This window comes from Chryseobacterium daeguense DSM 19388 (assembly GCF_000430825.1).
In the GTDB taxonomy this organism is placed as follows: Bacteria; Bacteroidota; Bacteroidia; order Flavobacteriales; family Weeksellaceae; genus Chryseobacterium; species Chryseobacterium daeguense.
In genome coordinates, this window is record NZ_AUMT01000003.1 from 376,996 (window position 1) to 398,866 (window position 21,871).

At 36.3% G+C, this 21,871-nt stretch carries 19 protein-coding genes; 8 read left to right on the top strand and 11 right to left on the bottom strand.

All coding sequences use genetic code 11. The features are described 5' to 3' along the window. Nucleotides 1-12 precede the first annotated feature (12 nt). Complete coding sequence (locus tag H560_RS0106190) at nt 13-837, top strand: flavin reductase family protein (RefSeq protein ID WP_027379237.1); 825 nt, start codon at nt 13-15, stop codon at nt 835-837. Nucleotides 838-930: 93 nt separating this feature from the next. On the opposite strand, the gene H560_RS0106195 is transcribed toward H560_RS0106190, so the two are convergent. Beyond that, a complete protein-coding gene (locus H560_RS0106195; protein WP_027379238.1) occupies nt 931-1,779 on the bottom strand; it encodes an alpha/beta hydrolase family protein in 849 nt (282 codons plus the stop codon). 188 nt (nt 1,780-1,967) lie between these two features. Between H560_RS0106195 and H560_RS0106200 the strand changes: the two genes are divergently transcribed. The 3 genes from H560_RS0106200 (at nt 1,968) to H560_RS0106210 (ending at nt 4,229) form a co-directional block, all read left to right on the top strand. Beyond that, complete coding sequence (locus tag H560_RS0106200) at nt 1,968-2,741, top strand: HipA family kinase (RefSeq protein ID WP_027379239.1); 774 nt, start codon at nt 1,968-1,970, stop codon at nt 2,739-2,741. Continuing rightward, the gene (locus H560_RS0106205) at nt 2,728-3,111 is read left to right on the top strand and encodes a DUF3037 domain-containing protein (protein ID WP_027379240.1); all 384 of its coding nucleotides are present in this window, start codon (nt 2,728-2,730) and stop codon (nt 3,109-3,111) included. Before H560_RS0106200 ends, H560_RS0106205 begins: the two co-directional genes overlap by 14 nt. A 98-nt stretch (nt 3,112-3,209) precedes the next feature. Then, nucleotides 3,210-4,229, top strand: coding sequence for an alpha/beta hydrolase (locus tag H560_RS0106210; RefSeq protein ID WP_027379241.1), 1,020 nt, complete (start codon nt 3,210-3,212; stop codon nt 4,227-4,229). Nucleotides 4,230-4,231: 2 nt separating this feature from the next. Here H560_RS0106210 and H560_RS22675 read toward each other — a convergent pair whose 3' ends face one another. Together H560_RS22675 and H560_RS0106220 are read right to left on the bottom strand one after the other, a co-directional pair. Then, nucleotides 4,232-4,990, bottom strand: a complete 759-nt coding sequence (locus H560_RS22675; protein ID WP_155844970.1) for a phospholipase D-like domain-containing protein — start codon at nt 4,988-4,990, stop codon at nt 4,232-4,234. A 114-nt stretch (nt 4,991-5,104) separates the two neighbouring features. After that, nucleotides 5,105-5,923 carry an alpha/beta hydrolase gene (locus H560_RS0106220; RefSeq protein WP_027379243.1) on the bottom strand — a complete coding sequence of 273 codons (819 nt, stop codon included), beginning with the start codon at nt 5,921-5,923 and terminating at the stop codon, nt 5,105-5,107. 212 nt (nt 5,924-6,135) lie between these two features. Here H560_RS0106220 and nagB point away from each other — a divergent pair, with 212 nt between their 5' ends. Then, on the top strand, nt 6,136-8,055 hold the full coding sequence (nagB, locus tag H560_RS0106225) for a glucosamine-6-phosphate deaminase (protein ID WP_027379244.1): 1,920 nt from the start codon (nt 6,136-6,138) through the stop codon (nt 8,053-8,055). 123 nt (nt 8,056-8,178) lie between these two features. On the opposite strand, the gene H560_RS0106230 is transcribed toward nagB, so the two are convergent. The 3 genes from H560_RS0106230 to H560_RS0106240 form a co-directional block, all read right to left on the bottom strand. After that, a complete protein-coding gene (locus H560_RS0106230) occupies nt 8,179-10,512 on the bottom strand; it encodes an ATP-dependent helicase (protein ID WP_027379245.1) in 2,334 nt (777 codons plus the stop codon). A 144-nt stretch (nt 10,513-10,656) separates the two neighbouring features. Next, nucleotides 10,657-11,025 carry a response regulator transcription factor gene (locus H560_RS0106235; protein WP_027379246.1) on the bottom strand — a complete coding sequence of 123 codons (369 nt, stop codon included), beginning with the start codon at nt 11,023-11,025 and terminating at the stop codon, nt 10,657-10,659. 5 nt (nt 11,026-11,030) lie between these two features. After that, nucleotides 11,031-12,884 (bottom strand): PAS domain-containing sensor histidine kinase, encoded by a 1,854-nt coding sequence (locus H560_RS0106240; RefSeq protein WP_027379247.1) that lies wholly within the window; start codon nt 12,882-12,884, stop codon nt 11,031-11,033. A gap of 171 nt (nt 12,885-13,055) precedes the next feature. Here H560_RS0106240 and H560_RS0106245 point away from each other — a divergent pair, with 171 nt between their 5' ends. The 3 genes from H560_RS0106245 (at nt 13,056) to secG (ending at nt 16,924) form a co-directional block, all read left to right on the top strand. Continuing rightward, on the top strand, nt 13,056-14,369 hold the full coding sequence (locus tag H560_RS0106245) for a M16 family metallopeptidase (protein WP_027379248.1): 1,314 nt from the start codon (nt 13,056-13,058) through the stop codon (nt 14,367-14,369). Nucleotides 14,370-14,406: 37 nt separating this feature from the next. Continuing rightward, complete coding sequence (locus tag H560_RS0106250) at nt 14,407-16,452, top strand: M16 family metallopeptidase (RefSeq protein WP_027379249.1); 2,046 nt, start codon at nt 14,407-14,409, stop codon at nt 16,450-16,452. 133 nt (nt 16,453-16,585) lie between these two features. Continuing rightward, nucleotides 16,586-16,924, top strand: a complete 339-nt coding sequence (secG, locus tag H560_RS0106255) for a preprotein translocase subunit SecG (protein WP_027379250.1) — start codon at nt 16,586-16,588, stop codon at nt 16,922-16,924. A gap of 56 nt (nt 16,925-16,980) precedes the next feature. Here the strand turns inward: secG and H560_RS0106260 are convergent, their stop codons facing one another. The 5 genes from H560_RS0106260 to recR all read right to left on the bottom strand — a co-directional run bounded on the left by H560_RS0106260 (nt 16,981) and on the right by recR (nt 21,755). After that, nucleotides 16,981-18,009 (bottom strand): CgeB family protein, encoded by a 1,029-nt coding sequence (locus H560_RS0106260; RefSeq protein ID WP_027379251.1) that lies wholly within the window; start codon nt 18,007-18,009, stop codon nt 16,981-16,983. Beyond that, nucleotides 18,006-19,136 (bottom strand): NAD-dependent epimerase/dehydratase family protein, encoded by a 1,131-nt coding sequence (locus H560_RS0106265; protein WP_027379252.1) that lies wholly within the window; start codon nt 19,134-19,136, stop codon nt 18,006-18,008. The genes H560_RS0106260 and H560_RS0106265 overlap by 4 nt, the downstream gene beginning before the upstream one ends. A gap of 16 nt (nt 19,137-19,152) precedes the next feature. Continuing rightward, nucleotides 19,153-19,962, bottom strand: coding sequence for a glycosyltransferase family 2 protein (locus tag H560_RS21200; RefSeq protein ID WP_081413929.1), 810 nt, complete (start codon nt 19,960-19,962; stop codon nt 19,153-19,155). Further along, nucleotides 19,963-20,757 carry a hypothetical protein gene (locus tag H560_RS0106275; RefSeq protein ID WP_162143853.1) on the bottom strand — a complete coding sequence of 265 codons (795 nt, stop codon included), beginning with the start codon at nt 20,755-20,757 and terminating at the stop codon, nt 19,963-19,965. A 383-nt stretch (nt 20,758-21,140) separates the two neighbouring features. Further along, entirely contained in the window at nt 21,141-21,755 is a 615-nt protein-coding gene (recR, locus tag H560_RS0106280; RefSeq protein ID WP_027379254.1) for a recombination mediator RecR, read from the bottom strand. Nucleotides 21,756-21,871: the final 116 nt, after the last annotated feature.

A 21,871-nucleotide genomic window follows, 5' to 3' on the forward strand; every position in this document is an offset into this window, starting at 1 on the left:
TTAAATAAAAATATGAAAACAGTAAACCCCTCCGAAATAACTCCCGTACAGCTGCAAACCATCATGCAGACCGCTGTTTCCCCGCGTCCTATCGCATTGGCTTCTACGGTTGATAAAAATGGCAATATTAATTTATCGCCGTTCAGCTTTTTCAATATGTTCAGTACGGTTCCCCCGATTTTGATTTTTTCACCATCAAGAAGAGTTCGTGATAATACAACAAAGCATACACTAGAAAATGTTTTAGAAGTACCGGAAGTTGTCATTGGAACCGTGAATTTCCCGATTGTTCAGCAGATTTCATTAGCATCAACTGAATATGGTGATGGTGTAAATGAATTTGTAAAATCAGGGCTCACCATGAAAGATGCCGAGTTGGTTACCCCAAAGCTGATAGAAGAATGTCCCGTAAATTTTGAATGTAAAGTATTAGAAGTAAAACATTTAGGAGATCAGGGAGGTGCAGGAAATCTGGTAATTTGCGAAGTTCAGAAAATTCATATCAGAGAAGAATATTTGAACGAAGAAGGAAATATTGACCAGAAAAAGCTGGATATGGTAGCCCGTTTAGGTGGAAACTGGTATTCCAGAAGCAATGAAAACAGTCTTTTTGAAGTTCCGAAACCTTTGGTAACAAAAGGAATTGGCTTTGATCTTCTGCCGGATGAAATTAAATTAAGTAAAATTTTCACAGGAAACGACCTGGGAATGCTTGCGAACGTAGAAGTTTTACCCGCCGGAAATTATCATGCCGATGAAACGGTTCATCAAAATGCACAGAAGTTATTACTGGAAAGCAAAATTGATGAAGCCTGGAAAATTTTAATAAAAAAATAAGCTGGAGGTGAGGCAGGAGGCTGGAAGTTTTCAACTGTTAAAAATCAGCGTTCCATTTGCAACTTCCATCCTCCTGCTTCCAACTTCCTTGCTTCATTCATTAACAATCTTCAAATTGATAAACTCAATTGATTTTTGTACAACTTCATTTAAATCTTTAGGTAATATTTCTTCGTCCCAGGGTTCTTTTGCCCCAAAGGTATGATTTGCATTATCAATTAAATATAATTCTGAATTAGGATTTAAAATATGAAGGTGTTCCGCATTTTTCACACTTACACTTTCATCATTGGTTCCGTGAATGATTAGCACATGGGCCTTAGCCATTTCTGCAGCCCTTTCCACATCAAACCGATGAAGATCCTTCTCAAAGTCCTCATAAAACTGATAATAGTGTGGCATTTCCTGTTTAGTTCTTCCATTTAAAACATAAAATACACCTTCTTTTTTCCAATTTTCAAAAGCTGCATTTTTCGGAAAGCGATCAAGAGAATCTACACCGGCCTGCGTAATCAATCCGTTAATTCTTTCGTCTTCAAAGGTTTTGACAATGGAAATTCCACCTCCCCTGCTATGCCCGATTAACACAATTTTTTGGTCATCCACCTGCTCCTCTTTGCTAAAATAATCAATCACGACACCTAAATCCGAAAGTTCTTTAGAATAATTATTATTTCCAAAAGCGTCAAGATCAGCAAATTGATCAGGCTTGTCCAGCGTTGTCCCATTATGTGAAAAATTGAATTTAACAAAGAAAAAACCGGCCTCCGCAAACTTTTCCGCCATTAAATTCCAGGCTCCCCAGTCTTTATATCCTTTGTAACCGTGAACAAAAATGACTAGCGGTAGTTTTTTATCTGTTTCAGGATAACAGGCATCAGCTAGAAATTCTTTAGTCTCAGGATTTGAGAGAATGATATTTTGTCTTTTTGTGATGTTCATATTTTGTTATTAGATAACCCTATTTTTTGTCATTCCGTAGGAATCTCGGCAATACCAGTTTTTAAAATAATGTCCAGATTCCTATGGAATGGCAAAAGGTCTGTTTAAAGATTTTATTAAACTTAATTTTTCACTTAAAAATATTAAAAATAGAAATAAACACAAAGGAAAAGCCTTATTTTTGCGGTATGTTGGATTTAAGAACGGTAACCGTTATGCGTTACATTCTGCCACTTCGTGAGGGAGGTTCGCTTCCGGCGCTGGCAGAGGCTGATGACGATTTTAAATATGTTTTGAAATTCCGTGGCGCCGGTCATGGAGTTAAGATGCTGATTTCTGAACTATTAGGCGGAAAAATTACAGAAGCCCTGGGATTGCAGATTCCAGAGCTGGTTTTCGTGAATCTTGATGTAGATTTCGGAAGAACGGAAGCCGATGAGGAAATTCAGGACCTTCTGAAATTTTCTGAAGGATTGAATCTTGGCCTGCATTATCTTTCCGGCTCTATTGCTTATGATCCTAGCGTGAAAATTGATCCACTTTTGGCTTCAAAAATTGTCTGGCTGGACGCATTTATTACGAATATCGACCGTACTTTTAAAAACACCAATCTTCTGATGTGGCATAAAGAATTGTGGGTCATTGACAATGGCGCCTCGTTTTATTTTCACCATTCGTGGCAGAACTTTGATGCGGCGGCAAAAACTCCTTTTAAATATGTAAAAGACCATGTTTTGCTCCCACAGGCTACAAAGCTGGATGAAGCGGATAATTTTGCGAAAGAAGTTTTAAATGAAAATATTTTCAGGGAAATAGTTGATTTAATTCCTGAAGACTGGCTGCACTGGAATGACGCCGATGAAACACCTGAAGAAATTCGTGAAATTTATTTTCAGTTTTTGAAAACAAGATTAGAAAATTCCCAAATCTTTTTAAACGAAGCCAAAAATGCAAGAGGATAAAATATACGAATACGCCGTAATACGCCTGGTGCCGAAGGTTGAGAGAGAAGAGTTTTTCAACATCGGGCTGGTGATGTTTTCAAAGAAGGAGAAATTCATCAAGGTAGAATTTTATTTGTGCCCAGATAAATTTAAGCTGATGCACAGTAAGCTGGATTACGATGATATCATCCAGAATCTGGAGAGCTTCCAAAAAATTGCCAACGGGGAAAAAGACGGCGGACCAATTGCACAGCTGGATATTCCTGAACGTTTTCGCTGGCTGACAGCCGTGAGAAGTTCGGTGGTGCAGACTTCCAGACCTCATCCCGGAAAATCCAAAGACCTGGAAAAAACCTTTCACAAGCTGTTTCAGGAGCTAATTCTCTAGGATGATTACCATAATTATGCATCAAATATGATGTTATGACTTTTTTGGTAAACTTTTTGAGGAGTTTGTAAACACAACCACTTTTCAAAAAATATTCTATGAATTCATTTAATCAAAATATAATTTACAGGTTTTCCGTAAGCCTGTTTTTTGTTTTCTTTTTGGGATTTTTTAATACAGCTTCTGCACAAAATCAGATCGAACCTGAAACACAGAAAAGCTTTCTTTTACCCGAAAAAACAATGGTTTCAGAGAATATTATCTACAAGACCAATGAAAATGGTAAACCCATTCAGCTTGATATTTACAGACCTAAAAATAATTCGTCAGAAAAGCTTCCGGTTGTGCTCTATGTTCATGGCGGAGGCTGGGCGCAGGGAGATAAAATCATCAGGGCCGACAGCTATATTGAAAACACCATTTTAAAATTAATTCAAAAAAATTACGCTGTACTCAGTATAGATTATACTTTGATAAGTCCTGAAATTCATTTTCCGCTTCCCATTCAGGACACGAAAGATGCTGTAAGATGGGTGAGAAAAAACGCGGATAAATATAATTTTGACCCTGAAAACATTGGCCTTTTCGGTGCTTCGGCGGGTTCTCATCTATCAATGCTTGCGGCTTATACTTCAGAAAATGAATTCAAGGGAAGCTCTGAGCTTTCAGGATATTCTGCAAAAGTGGATTATGTAGTCAATAACTTTGGGCCTACCGATATGAACAAGCTTTTGCATACAAGAATGGGAAAAATCCCAGTGTTTTTTGTAGGTGTATTTATGAAAAATATTGTTGACCTTCGTCAAAAGATTATTCTAGGAATGTCCGGATATGATATCAATAAAGATAAAAGAAAAGTAGTACAATATTTTAAAACCATATCTCCGATTACTTACACGAACACTGCAATTCCAACATTAATTTTACAAGGAGACAAAGATAAGATAGTCCCTATGAAGCAGTCAAAGAAACTTCATAAAAAACTCAATAAGAAGAATATACAAAATACCTTAACTATTGTAGAAGACGGAAATCACGGCTTCCGGTCCACAGACAAAACCTATCTTAACCAGCTTACAGATGAAATGGTGAATTTTATTGTTTCCCAGAAAAATTAAATTTAATTAATAGATTCGGAATACAGCTGGCTGCCCCAATACTGTATGTCTCTCTCTGCCAGGTTAGAATGGAACAGAAAATTAACTTCATCTGAAATTCTTTTTACAACAATAGGGTCTGTGGTTCTTATTCTTGTTTCATGATTTTCCCTTACCCCGTTTCCTGTGAAATTAAGAGATCCCATATAAGCGATTTCATTATCAATAATGTAAATTTTACTATGGATAAAGGTCTTATTATAAGAATTTTTACTTTTAGGCGAAATAAAAACTTTGAAAGGAAACAGCTGCCTGTAAGAATACCGATAAATCCTCATATTTTTAATTCTTTTGATCATAAAATCTCTTACAAGGAACAGTAAGACAACAACAATAAAACCGAAAGCCAATTTAATTTCTTTAAGAAAAATCATTAATGACAGCAGCACAAATCCCAATCCGATTATGGTGAAGAGCAGCGTTTTTGCAGAGCTTATAAGGCTGTCCCGTGTTTCCTTTGCTTTTTGATCCGTGCGTTTTTCCTGAATGATAAGCTTGTGAATATTCTTTTCGTAACGGTAAAAATCCTCAATTTCATCAGTAGTAATAAGATGAATATCAATTCCTTTCGAATGCAGATAAATCAATTCCTTTATCAAAAAAGGTGAAAGATATGGTGAAACAATCTTTACATCCCGTTTTGCACACCTGATTTCTTCCATCAGTTTTTTCCCTGCACTTTTCCCGATATAGATATCACAGACTGCGTTATTGTAGAACATTATAATTCACTTTTAAAAGAAATAAAAGTAAAAAAAACTTTGCCACCATAAAACCGACAAAGCTATAATGAGATAGAATTTACTAAACTTTATAAACTATTATGAATTTTTATCCTATTTTTTTAATTTTTCGATTCTTTTTATTTCGTTTAGCAGTAAAGGAAATGCAGGTTGAGCCATTCCTCCGTGATCGAAGCCATCCAGTTCGTACAAAGTAGTGTCTTTGTGGCCTTTAAGCTTCATCATTCTGGCCATATAAGCATTTTCTTCATATCTTCCCAGCAATTCTTTTTCACGGTCTCCGGTGATCAGAAGTACCGGCGGAGCATCTGCACGGATAAAATGTAAGGGAGCCATCTCATCGATCCTTGCATCCAGCTCATCAATTCCTTTTTCCTTTCTTGTTGTGAAATGAGAAATCATTTGTCCGCTAAAAGGGATGATACCGGCTAACTTATTGGCATCAATTCCGTATGGATTTAGATAAGATTTGTTCAGACCTACCATTATCGCAAGATAACCACCCGCAGAATGTCCGGAGATAAAGACAAGGTTTTCACTTCCTCCATAACTTTTGATATTTTTAAATACCCAGGCAGTTGCAGCAGCAGCATCTTCAATGTACTTTGGAGCATTTACTTTCGGAGAGAGCCTGTAATTCACCCCTACTACGGCAATTCCTTTATTTTTGAGAGCTTCAGGAATTTCTTTTTGTCCGCCCGTTAGTCCCCCGCCGTGAAACCAGATTACGGTAGGAAAATTTTTAACATTTTTCGGTACATACAGATCCAGAACACATCTTTCATTAATATATGCATCAGATTTATTTATCTTTTCATCATAATAGTGTATGCCGTTTATACTATTATATTCTTGAGAAAATAAGGGTAAGTAAAATAAGGTCAGAATTAAAAATATCAGGATTCTAGGCATAATGAAAATATTTTAAGCATTAAATATACAAATTTCTTATTGTCTCAATTTGATATAAATTAAATTCTATTCTAAAATTTATGACTAAGAATTTATTTTTTAAATCAAACTTAAATTTAAATAACAGAAATCGTACGATTAAATAAAAACAAGCCGTAATTGTTGAAATTTCATTCATAACTTTTTATATTTAAGAACCAAATTACATTATAATGATGAAATTAAATTTACTTGAAGAGACACGCTTCGAGAAAGTTCCCGTAAGCGTATTCGAAAACTCAAAAACGGCTTCCATCCACGTAGCTCATCGCATTGCAGAAATTATCAGGAAAAAACAGGCAGAGAATACATCTGCTATTCTGGGACTGGCAACAGGTGTAACCCCGATAGCCGTTTATGAAGAGCTGATAAGGCTTCACAGGGAAGAAAACCTGAGCTTCAAAAATGTGATCACCTTCAATTTGGATGAGTATTACCCAATGCAGTCCAATTCCCCGCAAAGCTATGTAACCTTTATGAATGAAAATCTTTTCAATCATATTGATATCCTGAAAGGAAACATCCATATTCCGAACGGAACCATTATTCAGGAAGGAATCCCGGCTTTTTGTCTGGAATATGAAAGAAAAATCGAAAGCCTTGGCGGTCTGGATATTCAGATTTTAGGCATCGGGAGAACGGGCCATATCGGTTTTAATGAACCCGGCTCCGCTCCTAATTCCGGAACACGCCTCGTAACCCTTGATGATCTTACAAGAAGAGATGCGGCCCATGATTTCGGGGGCAAAAGTTTTGTTCCTACAAAGGCCGTCACTATGGGAATCGGGACCATCCTTAAGGCTAGAGAAATTATCCTGATGGCATGGAGCCAGAAAAAAGCTTCCATCATCAAAAAGGCTGTGGAAGGGGAGATTTCGGGTGAAGTTCCTTCCACTTACCTTCAGCTTTCTGAAAATGTGGAGTTTATACTGGATGAGGCTGCTGCGAGTGAGCTTACACGGTTCAATACACCGTGGCTGGTGAAAGATTGTGTCTGGACGGATAACCTCATCCGAAAAGCAGTGATCTGGCTTGCCAACACATTGCAAAAACCTATTCTAAAGCTCACAGAAGACGATTACAACAATAACGGGATGGCACAGCTGGCTACTGAAAAAGGTCCAGTTTATAATATTAATATTCAAATTTTCAACGAGTTACAGCATACCATAACCGGGTGGCCGGGCGGAAAGCCCAATGCGGATGATTCCCAACGCCCTGAAAGAGCTGAACCCGCAAAAAAACGGGTACTTATTTTTTCACCACATCCCGATGATGACGTTATTTCCATGGGTGGAACTTTTATCCGGCTGGTCGATCAGAAGCATGATGTGCATGTCGCTTATCAAACCTCGGGAAATACAGCAGTCTGGGATGATGATGCGCTTCGTTTTATGGAATTTAATCTTGATTTTTCTAATGAAATGAATATTAATAATGCACCATTAAAAGAGATTTATAAAAAAATGCGAGCGTTTATTGAACAAAAAGTTCCCAACGAAACAGATATCCCGGAAATTCAGACGGTAAAAGCCCTGATCAGAAAAGGTGAAGCCATTGCCGCCGCCAGATATTGCGGGTTGGAGGATGATCATATCCATTTTCAATCGCTTCCGTTTTATGAGAATGGAACAAACAGGAAAAACTCTGTTTCGGAAGAAGATATAGATTTAACCATACAATTGCTTAAGGAAATAAAGCCTCATCAGGTATTTGCTGCCGGAGATTTCGAAGATCCTCACGGAACGCATATCATTTGTTTCAATATTATTCTGGAAGCCATGAAACGTCTTAAAAAAACAGAAACCTGGGCTAAAGATTGCTGGCTGTGGATGTATCGCGGTGCATGGCATGAATTCAAAACCCACGAAATTGAAATGGCTGTTCCGTTAAGCCCGAATGAACTGGAAAGAAAAAAACAGGCTATTTTCAAGCATCAGAGCCAGAAGGATAAAGCTGTTTTTCCAGGTGATGATGCAAGGGAATTCTGGCAGCGGGCGGAAGACAGAAACCGGGAAACAGCAAAAGCTTATGATAAATTAGGCCTGGCTGAATATGAAGCGATGGAGGCTTTTGTAAGGTGGAAGTTTTAGTTTAATTAAACTACCACAGATTACACGGATTTGCACAGATGATTATGTATATTCTTTTATAAAAATAAGATCTGTGTAATCTGTGGTTAATATTTTTAAGAATACTTCTTTAAATCCCTACAATTATATTTTCGTAAGTTTTGCATATTTTAAGATCAGGTTTTTCTCACCTTCATGCTGGAAAACCACTTTTGCCTTGATATTTTGAGGATCGGTTCCGTCAAGGAAAGTCACTTCCCCAACTCCGAAACGGTCATGACGAACCTTATCTCCCACTTCAATATCCTGCGAAGACGCTCCGCTTGGATTAATGATTTTCGCGGTGCTTACCGGTTTCAGTTTGCGCGGTTCTGCGATAGGTTTTGAGCTGTCACTTCTTTCAATTGATTTTTTTTCAACTTTTTTGAAGCTTCTCATTTCCGAAGGATGCTCATCAAAAATATTGGATCTTATCCCTGAATTATTAATAAAACGTTTTTCAATAGCAGGATTTACAAATTCTATATATTCTTCGTCTATTTCACTTAAAAACCTTGAAGGCTCGGCATCGGTAATTTTCCCCCATTGGAAACGGGAGACTGCATACGTGAAAAACGCCTGCTTTTCAGCTCTGGTGAGCGCTACGTAAAATAAACGTCTTTCTTCTTCCAGATCCTCTCTTGTTGCTGAGCTCATAAAGCTCGGGAAAAGGTTTTCTTCCAGTCCCACAAGGTGAACAATCGGGAATTCCAGTCCTTTTGAAAGGTGAATGGTCATTAATGAAACCATATCATCCTCGCTTTCTTTATCTTGTGTATCGGCAGAAAGTGCGATATTTTCAAGGAAATTGGATAAGCTGGGATCACCGTCTTCCAGCTGCATCTGCTCTTCAATAAACCCCTGCATGGAGTTCATTAATTCCTGGACGTTTTCTACCCGCGAAATTCCTTCCGGAGTCTGATCATCTTTTAAAAACTTGATTAATCCGCTTCGTTTTGCCACTTCCATTGCCACGGTGTAAGCCGTTTCCGTTTTCAGTAAAACATGAAAAGCTTTGATCATGGACCAGAAATCATTTAATTTATTTAAAACTCCATTGTTAAAGCCTAAATGAGGCGCGTACATTGGAAGATTATCCAATACTTTAGATACAGAAACATTTTGAGCATCAGCAAAAACAACCAGTTTGTTCTGTGTGGTTTCACCAATTCCCCTGGTAGGATAATTGATAATCCTCATTAATGCTTCAGAATCACTTTCATTGATTAAAAGACGCAGGTAAGCCAATAAATCCTTCACTTCTTTTCTTTGATAGAAAGAAAGCCCGCCGTACACTTTATACGGAATGTTTTTTCTTCTTAAAGCATCTTCAAAAGCTCTCGTCTGGGAGTTTGTTCGGTATAGAATGGCAAAATCACTGTATTTTCTCTGTTCGCGGTTTCTAAGCTCCCAGATATTTCCGGCCACGAAATTCGCTTCATCGGCATCAGAAAGTGAGCGGTAGACTTTAATTTTTTCTCCTTCTTCGTTTTCACTGAAAACATTTTTCTTAAACTGCTGTAAGTTTTTAGCAATTACCACATTGGCTGCATTTACTATATTCTGTGTAGAGCGGTAATTTTGTTCAAGGGAAACCGTAATGGCGTCCGGATAATCTTTTTTAAAGTTTAAAATATTATAAATATTGGCTCCACGGAAAGAGTAAATAGATTGTGCATCATCTCCCACCACACAGATGTTTTCAAATTTTGAGGCTAAAGCTTTTACAATCAGGTATTGAGAATGGTTCGTATCCTGGTACTCATCCACCAAGATATACCTGAAACGATCCTGATATTTTGCCAGAACTTCCGGGAAACGCGTCAGTAACTCATTGGTTTTTAATAATAAATCATCAAAATCCATTGACCCGTTTTTGTAACATTGTTCTACATACCGCTGATAAATCTGCCCTATGAATTTCATATTGGCTTTTTCATCCGCTTCTATCAATTCCGGATTGTTGAAGTATGCTTTTACGGTAATCAGATTATTTTTATAAGTAGAAATTCTTGCCTGAACTTTTTTGGGCTTGTACAAATCAGCATCAATATTCATGTCTTTCAAGACTTTTTTGATGACATTAAGAGCATCCTGCTGATCGTAAATGGTAAAATTGGAAGGATATCCCAGATAATGAGCCTCGCTTCTCAGAATTCTTGCAAAAACAGAGTGGAAAGTACCCATCCAAAGGCTTCTGGCATTACTCTGCCCCACTACTTTTGCAATACGTTCCTTCATTTCTTTTGCCGCCTTGTTGGTAAAGGTAAGGGCCAGAATATTAAAAGGATCCACTCCATTTGTGATCAAATGGGCGATACGCATCGTAAGCACACGTGTCTTCCCCGAACCTGCTCCTGCAAGAACCATCAATGGTCCCTGTAAAGTGGTAACGGCTTCAAATTGTGATTCATTCAGTCCTTTCAAATAATCCTCCATGCTGCAAAAAAAAATTTAGGAACACAAAATTAGTGTATTCTATGGAGAATTCAAATTTTAGTATAATCATCTGTAATGATTTTCAGACACATTATAAATCCCGACGGAAAAATTGGTGCATTTAAGCCGATATTAACCTTAAAATTATTTAATGTAAGACCTCACACGCGAGATCATATCTCCCATATCAAAAGGTTTTGCAATAAAATCATCTGCACCGGCATCTAATGCAGACTGCTCAAGCCCGCGGCTCGCTGACATGATAAGAACAGGAATATCCCTGAGACCCTTATCTGCTCTTATGGTGCGGCAGATATCCCTTCCGTCTTCTCCGGAAAGCCACATATCCATCAGGATAACATCTGGTTTTGCATCTGGTTTCAAAGAATTAAGCATATCCGAACCTTTATAAAATTTAGCTACACTTAATCCTTCCATTTCCATCATCATTTCTATGGAATCTACGATTGCGGGACTGTCGTCCAATACCACAACTTTTACAGAATTACTCATGGTTTTTATACTTTTAGCTTGGGAATTTTGAAACAAAAATCAGACCCTTTTCCCTCAACGGAGCGCACAGAAATATTCCCCCCCGTTCTTTTAATAATTTCGGATGAAATATAGAGTCCCAGCCCTAAACCTGGGAATGTATGCTCTTTTGTTCCGCTTACCCGATAATACTGTTCAAAAACTTTAGACTGCTTATCTTCCGGTATTCCTATCCCGAAATCTTTCACACAAAATGTAATCATATTATTTTCCACCGCCGTAGAAACATGAACTTCATCTGCATCAGGAGAATATTTAATGGCATTGCTGATAAGATTGCTCATTACCTGAGAAATCCGGTGCCTGTCTGCTGTTACCCGTCCTATTTGTTTTTTATTGAATAAAATTTTATGTCTTGCCGTCATCTGCTGTTCGGCAATGACTTCATCTACGAGCTGATCAAAATCAAATTCAGATTCATTAAGCTGGATTTTACCGTTTTGAATTTTCGTTACATCCAGAAGATCATTTACCAGTTCCGTAAGCTTATCAATCTGGCCATTCATTCTTTTAGCGACTTCGGCGTTTTTCAGATCGCCTTGTTTCTGGAGGTTCATTTCTATAAATTGGGTATAGAGCTTTAAGCTGGTAAGCGGCGTTTTCAGCTCGTGGCTTGCAATACCAAGAAAATTATCTTTCTGAGTCTGTAATTGTTTAAAATCATCAATATCAGTAAAAGTTCCTATCCATTGATTAATCTGGCTTTTATCATCAAAATTGGCGACCGCTCTTCCCAAAAACCACCTGTATATTTCCGGATTCTGCGGATCCTGAAATTCATATTCTACCTCAAAAGGCTGTCCGGTTCTTACACTCTCTTCCCATATCCTGAGAATTTCGGGATATACTTCCGGCCGGATAAGTTTCCTGATGGCTTCATTGGCATTTTCATCTCTACTGAAATTCATGTATTTATACCAATTATCATTGATATAGGTAATATTTCCTTCACGATCTGAGGTCCAGACAAACTGCGGCATAGAATCCGCCAGATCACGGTATTTTTTCTCACTTTCCTGAATTTCTTTCCTTGCCGCCACAAGGTCCGTAACGTTTACGGCCATATTATGAATGGCATATACCTCTCCTGAAGAGTTTTTTAACGGTTTATAAGAAAAATTGTAATAAAACGTCTGCAGCTTGCCATCAACAATAAGGTCTACCTGGTCTTCGGTAGCAGTATATGTTTCTCCTGTTTTAAATATATTTTTAAGAATACCGATAAAAGGCTGGCCTTCAAGCTCCGGAAGGGCATCTTCAAGCTTCATCCCGATTACCGAGGCATCTTTTCCCCAGGTTTTCAGCATGGGCTCGTTGGCTAGCTCAATATAAAGGTCTTCCGAACGGTAAATTGCAATGGAATAATCTGTTTTCTTCACCATATCTTCAAAACGATACTCACTTTCCAGAAGTTTTCTTTCAGAAATTACCTGATCTGTAACCTCAGTCGCTACTACACTTACCCCAATTATCTTATTATCGTCATTATAAACCGGTGAATAAATAAAGTTAAAAAAGTGCTCTTCATAGTTTCCATATTTGTCCAGAAAAACAGGCCATTTATTTCCTTTGAATATTTCTCCTTTTTTGTAAACATTATCCAATATTTCTGTAAATCCCTGAGATATTATTTCAGGAATAACATCAAATAAAGGCTTCCCGATAACCGATTCGTCCCTTCCCCAAAGCTCCAGCATCTGAGGATTAACTTTATTTATTATAAAATCATCCCCGATCAGAAGTGCCAGCGCAACCGGGGCCTGGCTGAATAAGGTAACCAAAGAGTCCTGAGAAACATTGTATTTCAAGAAATTTTTCATTCTAATGTTTTATGATTGCAAAATTAATTTTTATTTCAGTTTTTGTTTAAACTTTTGATACCACTTTTCAATAAATATTTAAATAACCTAGTTAACACGTAATATTTTATTTTTAAAAATGTAACAATTAACGTATTTTTGACACTCATTGACAAAACAATTTCTACTTTTATGAAAAAGCGACTTCTATCTGTTGCTGCAGCGGCTTTCTTTGGAATGGCCCTGAACGCACAACAAATTAAATTTGAAGAGTATGACTTACCAAACGGTCTTCACGTAATTCTTCATCAGGATAATTCTGCACCGGTAGTAACTACGGGGGTAATGTACCACGTAGGTGCAAAAGATGAAGTAAAAGGAAGAACTGGTTTCGCCCATTTTTTTGAGCACCTTTTATTCGAAGGAACACCCAACATCAAAAGAGGTGAATGGTTCAAAATAGTTTCTTCAAACGGAGGCCAAAATAATGCCAACACTACAAACGACAGAACATATTATTACGAAACCTTCCCTTCCAACAACGAACAGCTGGGTCTTTGGATGGAAGCAGAAAGAATGCGTCACGCCGTGATCAATCAGGTGGGTGTAGATACTCAGAGAGAGGTTGTAAAAGAAGAAAAAAGATTGAGAATGGATAACCAGCCTTACGGAAATCTTTTCACAACAATTCAGAAAAATTTATTTACCAATCACCCATACAACTGGCCTACAATCGGGTCTATGGAGGATCTGAACTCGGCAAAATTAGATGAGTTCCAGGCTTTCTATAAAAAATATTACGTTCCGAACAATGCTACTTTAGTAGTTGCGGGAGATATCAAGCCTGAGCAGACTAAAAAATGGATTCAGGAATATTACGGAGGAATTCCAAAAGGAACAGTTTACCCTAAAAATTTCCCGAAAGATGCTCCTATCACTCAGGAAAAAGAAGTAACTGCCACAGATCCGAATATTCAGCTTCCGGCTTATGTTTTTGCATACAGAACACCGGGTAACAAAGAAAAAGATGCGTATATCCTTGATATGCTTTCTTCTTATTTAAGCAACGGAAAATCTTCTGTTTTGTATAAAAAATTAGTAGATCAGGAGAAAAAAGCTCTTCAGGTAGCTGCTTTCAACCAGGGTCTTGAAGATTACGGAATTTTTGCATTTTTTGCAATCCCGATGGGGCAGACCACAAAACAGACATTGCAGTCAGACATCGATGCTGAGATCAAAAAGCTTCAGACGTCTTTAATTTCTGAAGAAGATTATCAGAAACTTCAGAATCAGTATGAAAACCAATTTGTAAATGCTAACTCAAGCATTCAGGGAATTGCAGCTTCATTGGCTACCAACCATGTATTGATGGGGAACACTAACCTTATCAACAAGGAAATCGACATTTACAGATCTATCACAAGACAGGATCTTCAAAATGCGGCTAAAAAGTATCTTAATTCCAACCAAAGAATAATCATTAATTACGTGCCTGAAAAGAAGTAATTCTTTAAAATGATTATCAAAAATTAAATTTTTACAAATGAAAAAGCAATTAACATATATAGCTGCAGCATTTTTCTTCGCAGGAATGGTTTCAGCACAAAAAATTGATCTTAATGCAATGCCAAAACCGGGGCCTACCCCTGCGATCAACATTGCCAAGCCAAAAACTTTCCAATTAAAGAACGGCCTTACCGTAATGGTAGTGGAAAACAATAAATTACCAAGAGTAAGCGCAAGCCTTTCTATGGACAGAGCTCCATATTATGAAGGAAGCGTGGTAGGAGTAAGCGAAATCATGGCAGAACAGTTCGAAAACGGAACTACAAACATGAGCAAGGATGCCTTCAACAAAAAGGTAGATTATCTTGGAGCTAACCTTGGTTTCTCTTCAAATGGGGCTTCTGCAAACTCTCTTTCAAAATATTTCCCTGAAGTATTAGGCTTAATGGCTGATGCTATTATTAATCCTAAATTTTCTGCAGAAGAAATCCAGAACTCTAAAGAAAGAGCAATCGAAGGTTTAAAATCTGAAGAAAAGAATGCTTCTTCTATTGCATCTAAAGTATCTAATGCTTTAATGTACGGAAAAAACACGTCAAGAGGAGAATTTGAAACGGTAGAATCTATCAACAAAATCCAGCTTGCAGATGTACAGAATATCTATAAAAAATATTACGCTCCAGACAATGCTTATTTAGTAATTGTAGGAGATGTAAAGTTTGATAAAGTGAAGCCATTGGTGGAAAAAGCATTCAGCGGATGGAAAAAAGCCAACACTCCGGTTTCACAATTAGAGCATGCTTCTAATGTTGCTGCAACGGAAATCAACGTGGTAGATGTACCTACTGCCGTACAGTCAGTGGTTTCAGTAAACAACCTGAACAACCTTAAAATGAAGGATCCTGACTATTTCTCTGCAACAATCGCTAATTATATTCTTGGCGGCGGTGGTGAAGCAAGACTTTTCATGAATCTTCGTGAGAAAAACGGTTTCACTTACGGAGCTTATTCCAACCTGAGTGCAAGCAAATATTCTCCACAGTTCTCTGCAAGTGCAAGCGTAAGAAACGAGGTTACGGATAAAGCGGTTAAAGAGTTTATGAATGAGCTTAATGCCATCTCTACTGTAAAACCTGAAGAGCTGGAAAATGCTAAGGCTAAACTGAAAGGTGCTTTCATCATGTCTCTGGAGCAGCCTGCAACCATCGCAAGATTTGCTTTAAACCAAAAAGTACAGGATCTGCCTTCTGATTTTTATACAAATTATTTAAAATCCATTGATAAAGTAACAGCTGCGGATGTTTCCAATGCAGTAAAAAATACTATTTTACCAAACCAAAGCAGAATTTTTATCGCCGGTAAAGCTTCTGATATTTCTGAAGGCTTGGAAAAACTGGGTTACCCTGTAAAATATTATGACAAAGACGCAAATCCTGTTGCTAAACCAACTGCACAGAAAGTAGATGCTAACGTAACGGTAGCTTCTATTGCTGATAAATATATTGCTGCTATCGGCGGAAAAGCTAATCTTTCTAAAATTTCTTCCTATACAGCAAATGCTTCTATGACTATGCAGGGGCAAAATATTGATTTTAAATTAATTAAAGCTCAGGGTGGTAAAGAATCAACTGTTGTAACAGCAATGGGACAGGTGGTTCAGAAGCAGGTTTTCGACGGAAAAACAGGATATTCTGAGCAAATGGGCCAGAAAGTACCAATGAAAGCCGAGCAAATCGCTGAAAAGATGAAAAACACTGAACTTTTCGAAGAGCTTGGTTTTGCTAAATCTCCTGATTACAAAGTAGCAGGAATTGAGAAGATCAATGGTGAAGATTCTTATGTTGTGAAAGGTGGTGATACTACCTATTATTACAGCGTAAAAACAGGATTAAAAACCGGAGAGACAAAAAAAGTAAAAGCTCAGGGACAGGAAGTTGAAATCCCTTCCACTTTTTCTGATTATAAGGATGTAGCGGGTGTGAAAATGCCTTATACCATCTCTGTAACCCAAATGGGAATGGATATGACGATGAAGGTGAAATCTTACGAAGTAAATCAGGCAAAAGATTCTGATTTTAAATAAAACTCACTGAATTTTCAGAGAAAAAGCGGCAACCTTCGGTTGCCGCTTTTATTTTCTCAATATTTGCACCTATCTTTTTTTGTTGTTCAGTAAAAAAAGATTAAATTTGCCCATTCTAAAAGATATCAAATTAATGGATTCTATATTTATACTATTGATGGTTCTTGTAATGATCGCCAGCATTTTACTGGTAATCATCGTTATGGCTCAAAACCCTAAAGGAGGAGGTCTTTCCAGTACTTTCGGAGGTGCTTCTTCCGCACAGTTTGGAGTACAGAGAACCAACGATTTCATGGAAAAATCTACATGGACTTTGGGCGCTGTAATCATCGTTCTTATTCTTTTAAGTGTTGTAATTACAGGAAAACCTTCACAAGCTGCTCCTACGCAAGCTCCCGTGAAAAAAGAAGCTCCTGCAAAAACACAGTCTGCTCCGGCATCTTCTACGCCAGCTCAGACACCGGCTAAATAAGCAAATAATATTTTTATATAAAATGAAAAGCAACTCGATGGAGTTGCTTTTTTTATCTATTTTTTTCTGAAAGTATTCCAATAATCTGTCTGATCCGAAATAAACAAACATTCTATAAAAGAGTCCAATGACATATTGTAAAGGATTTCAGGATGTATTTCTTCAAAACCGGTAGAAAAAAAATCTTCTTTAAGCTGAATGTCTTCCCGATTGATAATCAAAATATTATTTTTATCATAAAAGGGATAATTTGCAATATCAGGATTAGTCGTAATAAGCTTTCTTCCTGAAGCCAAAACTTCAAAAGTCCTTATTGTTAACCCTTTCTGGAAAGGCTTATTGATATCAAGAACAGATTTTGTTTTTCTATAAAAATCTATGATTTGATTATGATTCAGCTTATCAAAGCTTACTTTATTAATGTCGAACTGTTTTAAATTTTTATCAACTAATTTCTTTAATCGAAAAGCAAGCCTACCCATTGCATAATAGAAGAAAAATGATCTCAAGCCTAGTCTATCTGATATTTCTTTAACCTTCTCTCCCACTATATAGCGGTCTGTATGGGCGCTGCCAATGAAAACAATATCATATTCAGGCTGAGTCTGCTCTTGTAAGCTTTTGTATTCATCGAGGAAAAAAAGAGGCCTGAAGCCTATATTATATCTTACTGAATCATCATACTCAAATGTAAATTTTTTGTCAAAATAATCCAGATGTGAAATTAGGTTAGGATATTCTGCCAATGGATCAAAATTATAGTAAATCATTTCTATATTTTGATTGTTAGCTTTTATTTCCTGAAGAAAAAAATCAGGAGTAGCTTCACCTTTAATTAAAAGGAAATAATCATATTTTTTTTCTTTAATTTCATTTAATATCTGCTTATAATATCTGTTTATTTTAATATTATATAGCTTTTTATTAAATCTGATAATTCCTTTAGAAATATTTGAATTTGATGGTCTTTCATCATAAAAATCTACCTCAGCCCCAAGTTCTGAAAGTCTTTTCGCTATAGCTTTTTCGTACTTAAAAAAGCTTACCGATAAAAAAAGTATTTTTTTACCCCTTAAACCTTTCATTTCAAAAGTCCTTTTACTTTCATCTCTTCCAGGGATTCTTTGAATTTTACATCTTGAATATTCTGCTGAAGCACCCAGTTGGTAAACTTTGACATTCCTTCTTCAAAAGAGATTTCCGGCTGGAAATTTAATCTTGTTTTAATCTTACTGATGTCCGCAAAATTATGCCGAATATCTCCTAAACGAAACTGTCCTGAAATATTTATTTCAAAATCAATATTATAAAATTTCCTAAGACTTTCTGCCACCGTAGTTACTGCGGTAGAAACACCGGTTCCCACGTTGAAAATCTCACCGTTAGCAGCATCACTTTCTATGCACTTTATTGTTGCTTTCACCGCATCATCCACATGTATGAAATCTCTGGATTCTTTTCCGTCTTCAAATACATTAATGTCATTTCCGTTAAGAATCTGAGAAGAAAATATGGACAAAATTCCTGTATAAGGATTTAATAAAGATTGTCCTTCACCATAAACATTTTGAAATCTTAAAGCCACAGGAGATACTCCCATTGATGAACATGCAGTCATTACCATTTGTTCCTGTGCATATTTTGTAATCCCGTAGATGGAAGTAGGATGTATTTTTGATTCTTCATCTGTAGGAAGAGGCGTAAGTACTTGTCCATCAGGATAAATAATATCGAATTTCCCATTCCTCATTTCTTCTACATTTCTTGGTTTGGGATAAATAAGCCCTAATTCCGGATGCAAATATTTACCTTCTCCATAAACCGCTCTTGATGACGCAATTATTACTTTCTTTACACTATGTGGTTTATTTACAAGAAGATCCAGCATCATAGCTGTGCCAGAGACATTCACTTCTGTGTATTTTTCAATCTGATACATGGATTGTCCGGTTCCCGTCTCAGCTGCTAAATGTACAATAACATCCTGACTATCTATTGACCTCTCCCAATCGTTAAAATTAATAACATCTCCTTTTATAAAGTTCACCTTGCCCAAAATATTCTTATATAATGGAGAATCTTCCTCAGGATTTTCCCCGTGAATCTGCGAAGAAAGATTATCTAAAACCGTGACTTCATAGCCTGTTTTTTTAAGTTCTAAAGCCAACTTGCTTCCTATAAATCCGGCTCCTCCAGTAATAAGTACCTTCATGCTATTTGTGAAAATGTTATTTTTTTGTTTTATTTAAATTATAATAAAAAGTTCTGGTTAGCAAAAGTAAATATTTTGCTTTGTAAAACAGCCGGAATGAAAGATATTGAAGAAAGTTTATTTCTTTTAACAGATACATTTCCTTAAGATTTTTTTCAAAACCTTTTGCCATTTCCGGAAGATTTGCAGATAAGCCGGAAACCCCAAAAGAACGTTTACCTTTTCCTACAATCACTAAACTTTCGTCCAAGATATACATTTTATTTTTTAGAGATACTTTCATCCAATAATTAACATCCTCAGCATATCTCTGTTCATCATCAAACAATCCTGTATTCTCTAATACTTTTTTCTTAAATACGACTGTAGACGGTTGCGCTTCATTTCTTATCAGTAGCTTTTTGAAAGTAATCTCAGCCATACCATCTTTAACCTTGTATGGAAAAAGAATTTTGTTATTATTTCTTGCCGTTGCCAAAAAATCAATATGCGAATTATTTTCAAGAATTTTAACCTGTTTGGCAATCTTTTCCGGAAGCCACTCATCATCAGCATCAAGCAAAGCAATATAATCTCCTTTTGCTGTTCTTAATCCTGTATTTCTAGCTTTAGAAACTCCTCCGTTTTCCTGGTGAAGAAGAATAATATTCATCTGTGAATTCTTTCTGATATAATTTTCTACAGCCTCTTTACTTCCATCTCCTGAGCCGTCATTTATTATTATAATCTCAAACTGATCTTGTGCAAAGGTCTGATTTTTTACTGACATCAGCGCAGAGATAATCGATCCTTCCGCGTTGTACATTGGAATTATCACAGAAATCATTTAATCTTCTTTAAAATTATTTTTAAAAACTCCGTAAACTACACTAAGTATTACAAAAGGCATAGACATATTAAAGAAACTCAGATCAAAAAAAGAATTTGTGATCATATTCGTATAACCATATTCTGCGAAAAACAGTAAAAACGGAAGAAAAACACAAATAAAAAGTAATATTCCAGATCTAAATATAATATCGTAAAAAGATTTTATTCTGAAAGAAAGAACGAAAGCTAATACAATATAAGAAAGACTGAGAAATAAAGGTTGTTTTGCCCCTTGAATAACTAATGGATTATGTTTAATAAAAACATCATAACTTGGCGCATTATGAAAGAACCAATAAACTATCCCACAAATTGTAAGAATAAAAACAACAGCAAACCGGATTTTCTCTTTTACAGCAAGATCTATATATTTTTTAAATAAAAGAATAATTAATGGAATAACTGAAGAAAGTCTCGTAAGTAATATCAAAGCCGAAAAAAAAGAAGCAATTTCAGGTTTTATTTCATTTTTCGTTAAAAACTTTCTCCAAATCACATAAGTAAAGGCTGAAATTATAATAAAATTAGAAAATAAATCACTTTTTACATATACTTCCCAAAGATAACTTGGCGAAATAAAAAGTAAAATTATAACTGCTAATCTTTCTTTATAATTTTTAAAAATGGTAAAAACAAGATAGGAAAAAAGTAAAAAAACGAAGGACTGCAAATATCCCACACTCCCAAAAACCAGGTAAAAAGGCATTCCTAATATGATCAGTACCGGTAAATTAGAAGATTCTCTTCCCATATGATCCGGAATATTGTAGGGATACTGGCTGTTCAAAATAGCTTTTATACCAATTTCCATAGCAGACCAGCGATCGACATTCAGTGAGTTTCCATCAACTTTATAGTTAACATAAACACTTACAAAGAAAAATGAAATAATTCCTAACCAGAAAAATGATTTATAGAAAATGTCGCCTAATTTTACTTTAATGTAAAAAAAACTTAATCCAGAAATAAAAATCAGATACCCGATAAGAATAATGATATTATAACTTTCCCCATATTTTACAATAAACAAAGTATTTATAACAAGGTAAATACAAAAAGTAATCAAATTCTTTAAAGCGGGATGGGATAATACATACATTTTTTTCATGTAAGAGTTGTGTTTTTTTAATTAGATCAAGGATTTCCCTCATTATAAGGCAGCCTGTTCATAATAGATCTTCCCAGCGAAATTTCATCGGCATATTCCAACTCGTCTCCCACTGAAATTCCCCTTGCAATGCTTGAAAAATTCACATTAAACCCTTTAAATTTTTTATAAATATAATAAGCCGTGGTATCCCCTTCCATTGTTGCGCTCAAAGCAAATATAAATTCTTTAACCCGCCCCTCGTTAAGCTTTTTCTCAATGCTTGGAATATTGAGCTGATTAGGTCCTACTCCTTCCATTGGAGAAATTTTCCCGCCCAGAATCAGATATTTCCCTGTGTATTTTCCTGTATTTTCAATCGCAATCACATCCCGTACATCTTCCACAATACAGATAACCTCATCTATTCTCTTCTCATTACTGCAGATTTCACAGATCTCAAAATCAGAGAAATTATGACATTCTTTACAGTATTTTATTTCATTTACAAGATTAATAAGGGAATTTCCCAGGCTCATTGCTCTGGAATTGGGCTGTTTCAAAAGATGTAATGCCAAACGTAAAGCCGTTTTCCTGCCAATTCCGGGTAATCCCGAAATCTCATCCACCGCCTTCGCCAAAACTTTACTTGGATAATCCATAGCACAAAAATAACGATAAAAGTTGTAAATTATGAAATAGTTTAATTATCAATTTAATAGAATTTTTGTTTCATATCCGACGTATGGATTTTCAACTTGAAAAGACTTCCATCTCC

Coding starts and splice junctions, on each gene's coding strand:
- H560_RS0106220 (WP_027379243.1), bottom strand. CDS start 5,923: ATGCCTAGAATCCTGATATTTTTAATTCTGACCTTATTTTACTTACCC.
- H560_RS0106245 (WP_027379248.1), top strand. CDS start 13,056: ATGAAAAAGCGACTTCTATCTGTTGCTGCAGCGGCTTTCTTTGGAATG.
- H560_RS0106205 (WP_027379240.1), top strand. CDS start 2,728: ATGCAAGAGGATAAAATATACGAATACGCCGTAATACGCCTGGTGCCG.
- H560_RS0106235 (WP_027379246.1), bottom strand. CDS start 11,025: ATGAGTAATTCTGTAAAAGTTGTGGTATTGGACGACAGTCCCGCAATC.
- H560_RS0106195 (WP_027379238.1), bottom strand. CDS start 1,779: ATGAACATCACAAAAAGACAAAATATCATTCTCTCAAATCCTGAGACT.
- H560_RS0106200 (WP_027379239.1), top strand. CDS start 1,968: ATGTTGGATTTAAGAACGGTAACCGTTATGCGTTACATTCTGCCACTT.
- H560_RS22675 (WP_155844970.1), bottom strand. CDS start 4,990: ATGTTCTACAATAACGCAGTCTGTGATATCTATATCGGGAAAAGTGCA.
- H560_RS0106260 (WP_027379251.1), bottom strand. CDS start 18,009: ATGAAAGGTTTAAGGGGTAAAAAAATACTTTTTTTATCGGTAAGCTTT.
- recR (WP_027379254.1), bottom strand. CDS start 21,755: ATGGATTATCCAAGTAAAGTTTTGGCGAAGGCGGTGGATGAGATTTCG.
- H560_RS0106230 (WP_027379245.1), bottom strand. CDS start 10,512: ATGGAGGATTATTTGAAAGGACTGAATGAATCACAATTTGAAGCCGTT.
- H560_RS0106265 (WP_027379252.1), bottom strand. CDS start 19,136: ATGAAGGTACTTATTACTGGAGGAGCCGGATTTATAGGAAGCAAGTTG.
- H560_RS0106190 (WP_027379237.1), top strand. CDS start 13: ATGAAAACAGTAAACCCCTCCGAAATAACTCCCGTACAGCTGCAAACC.
- secG (WP_027379250.1), top strand. CDS start 16,586: ATGGATTCTATATTTATACTATTGATGGTTCTTGTAATGATCGCCAGC.
- H560_RS0106250 (WP_027379249.1), top strand. CDS start 14,407: ATGAAAAAGCAATTAACATATATAGCTGCAGCATTTTTCTTCGCAGGA.
- H560_RS0106275 (WP_162143853.1), bottom strand. CDS start 20,757: ATGGGAAGAGAATCTTCTAATTTACCGGTACTGATCATATTAGGAATG.
- H560_RS0106210 (WP_027379241.1), top strand. CDS start 3,210: ATGAATTCATTTAATCAAAATATAATTTACAGGTTTTCCGTAAGCCTG.
- H560_RS21200 (WP_081413929.1), bottom strand. CDS start 19,962: ATGATTTCTGTGATAATTCCAATGTACAACGCGGAAGGATCGATTATC.
- nagB (WP_027379244.1), top strand. CDS start 6,136: ATGATGAAATTAAATTTACTTGAAGAGACACGCTTCGAGAAAGTTCCC.
- H560_RS0106240 (WP_027379247.1), bottom strand. CDS start 12,884: ATGAAAAATTTCTTGAAATACAATGTTTCTCAGGACTCTTTGGTTACC.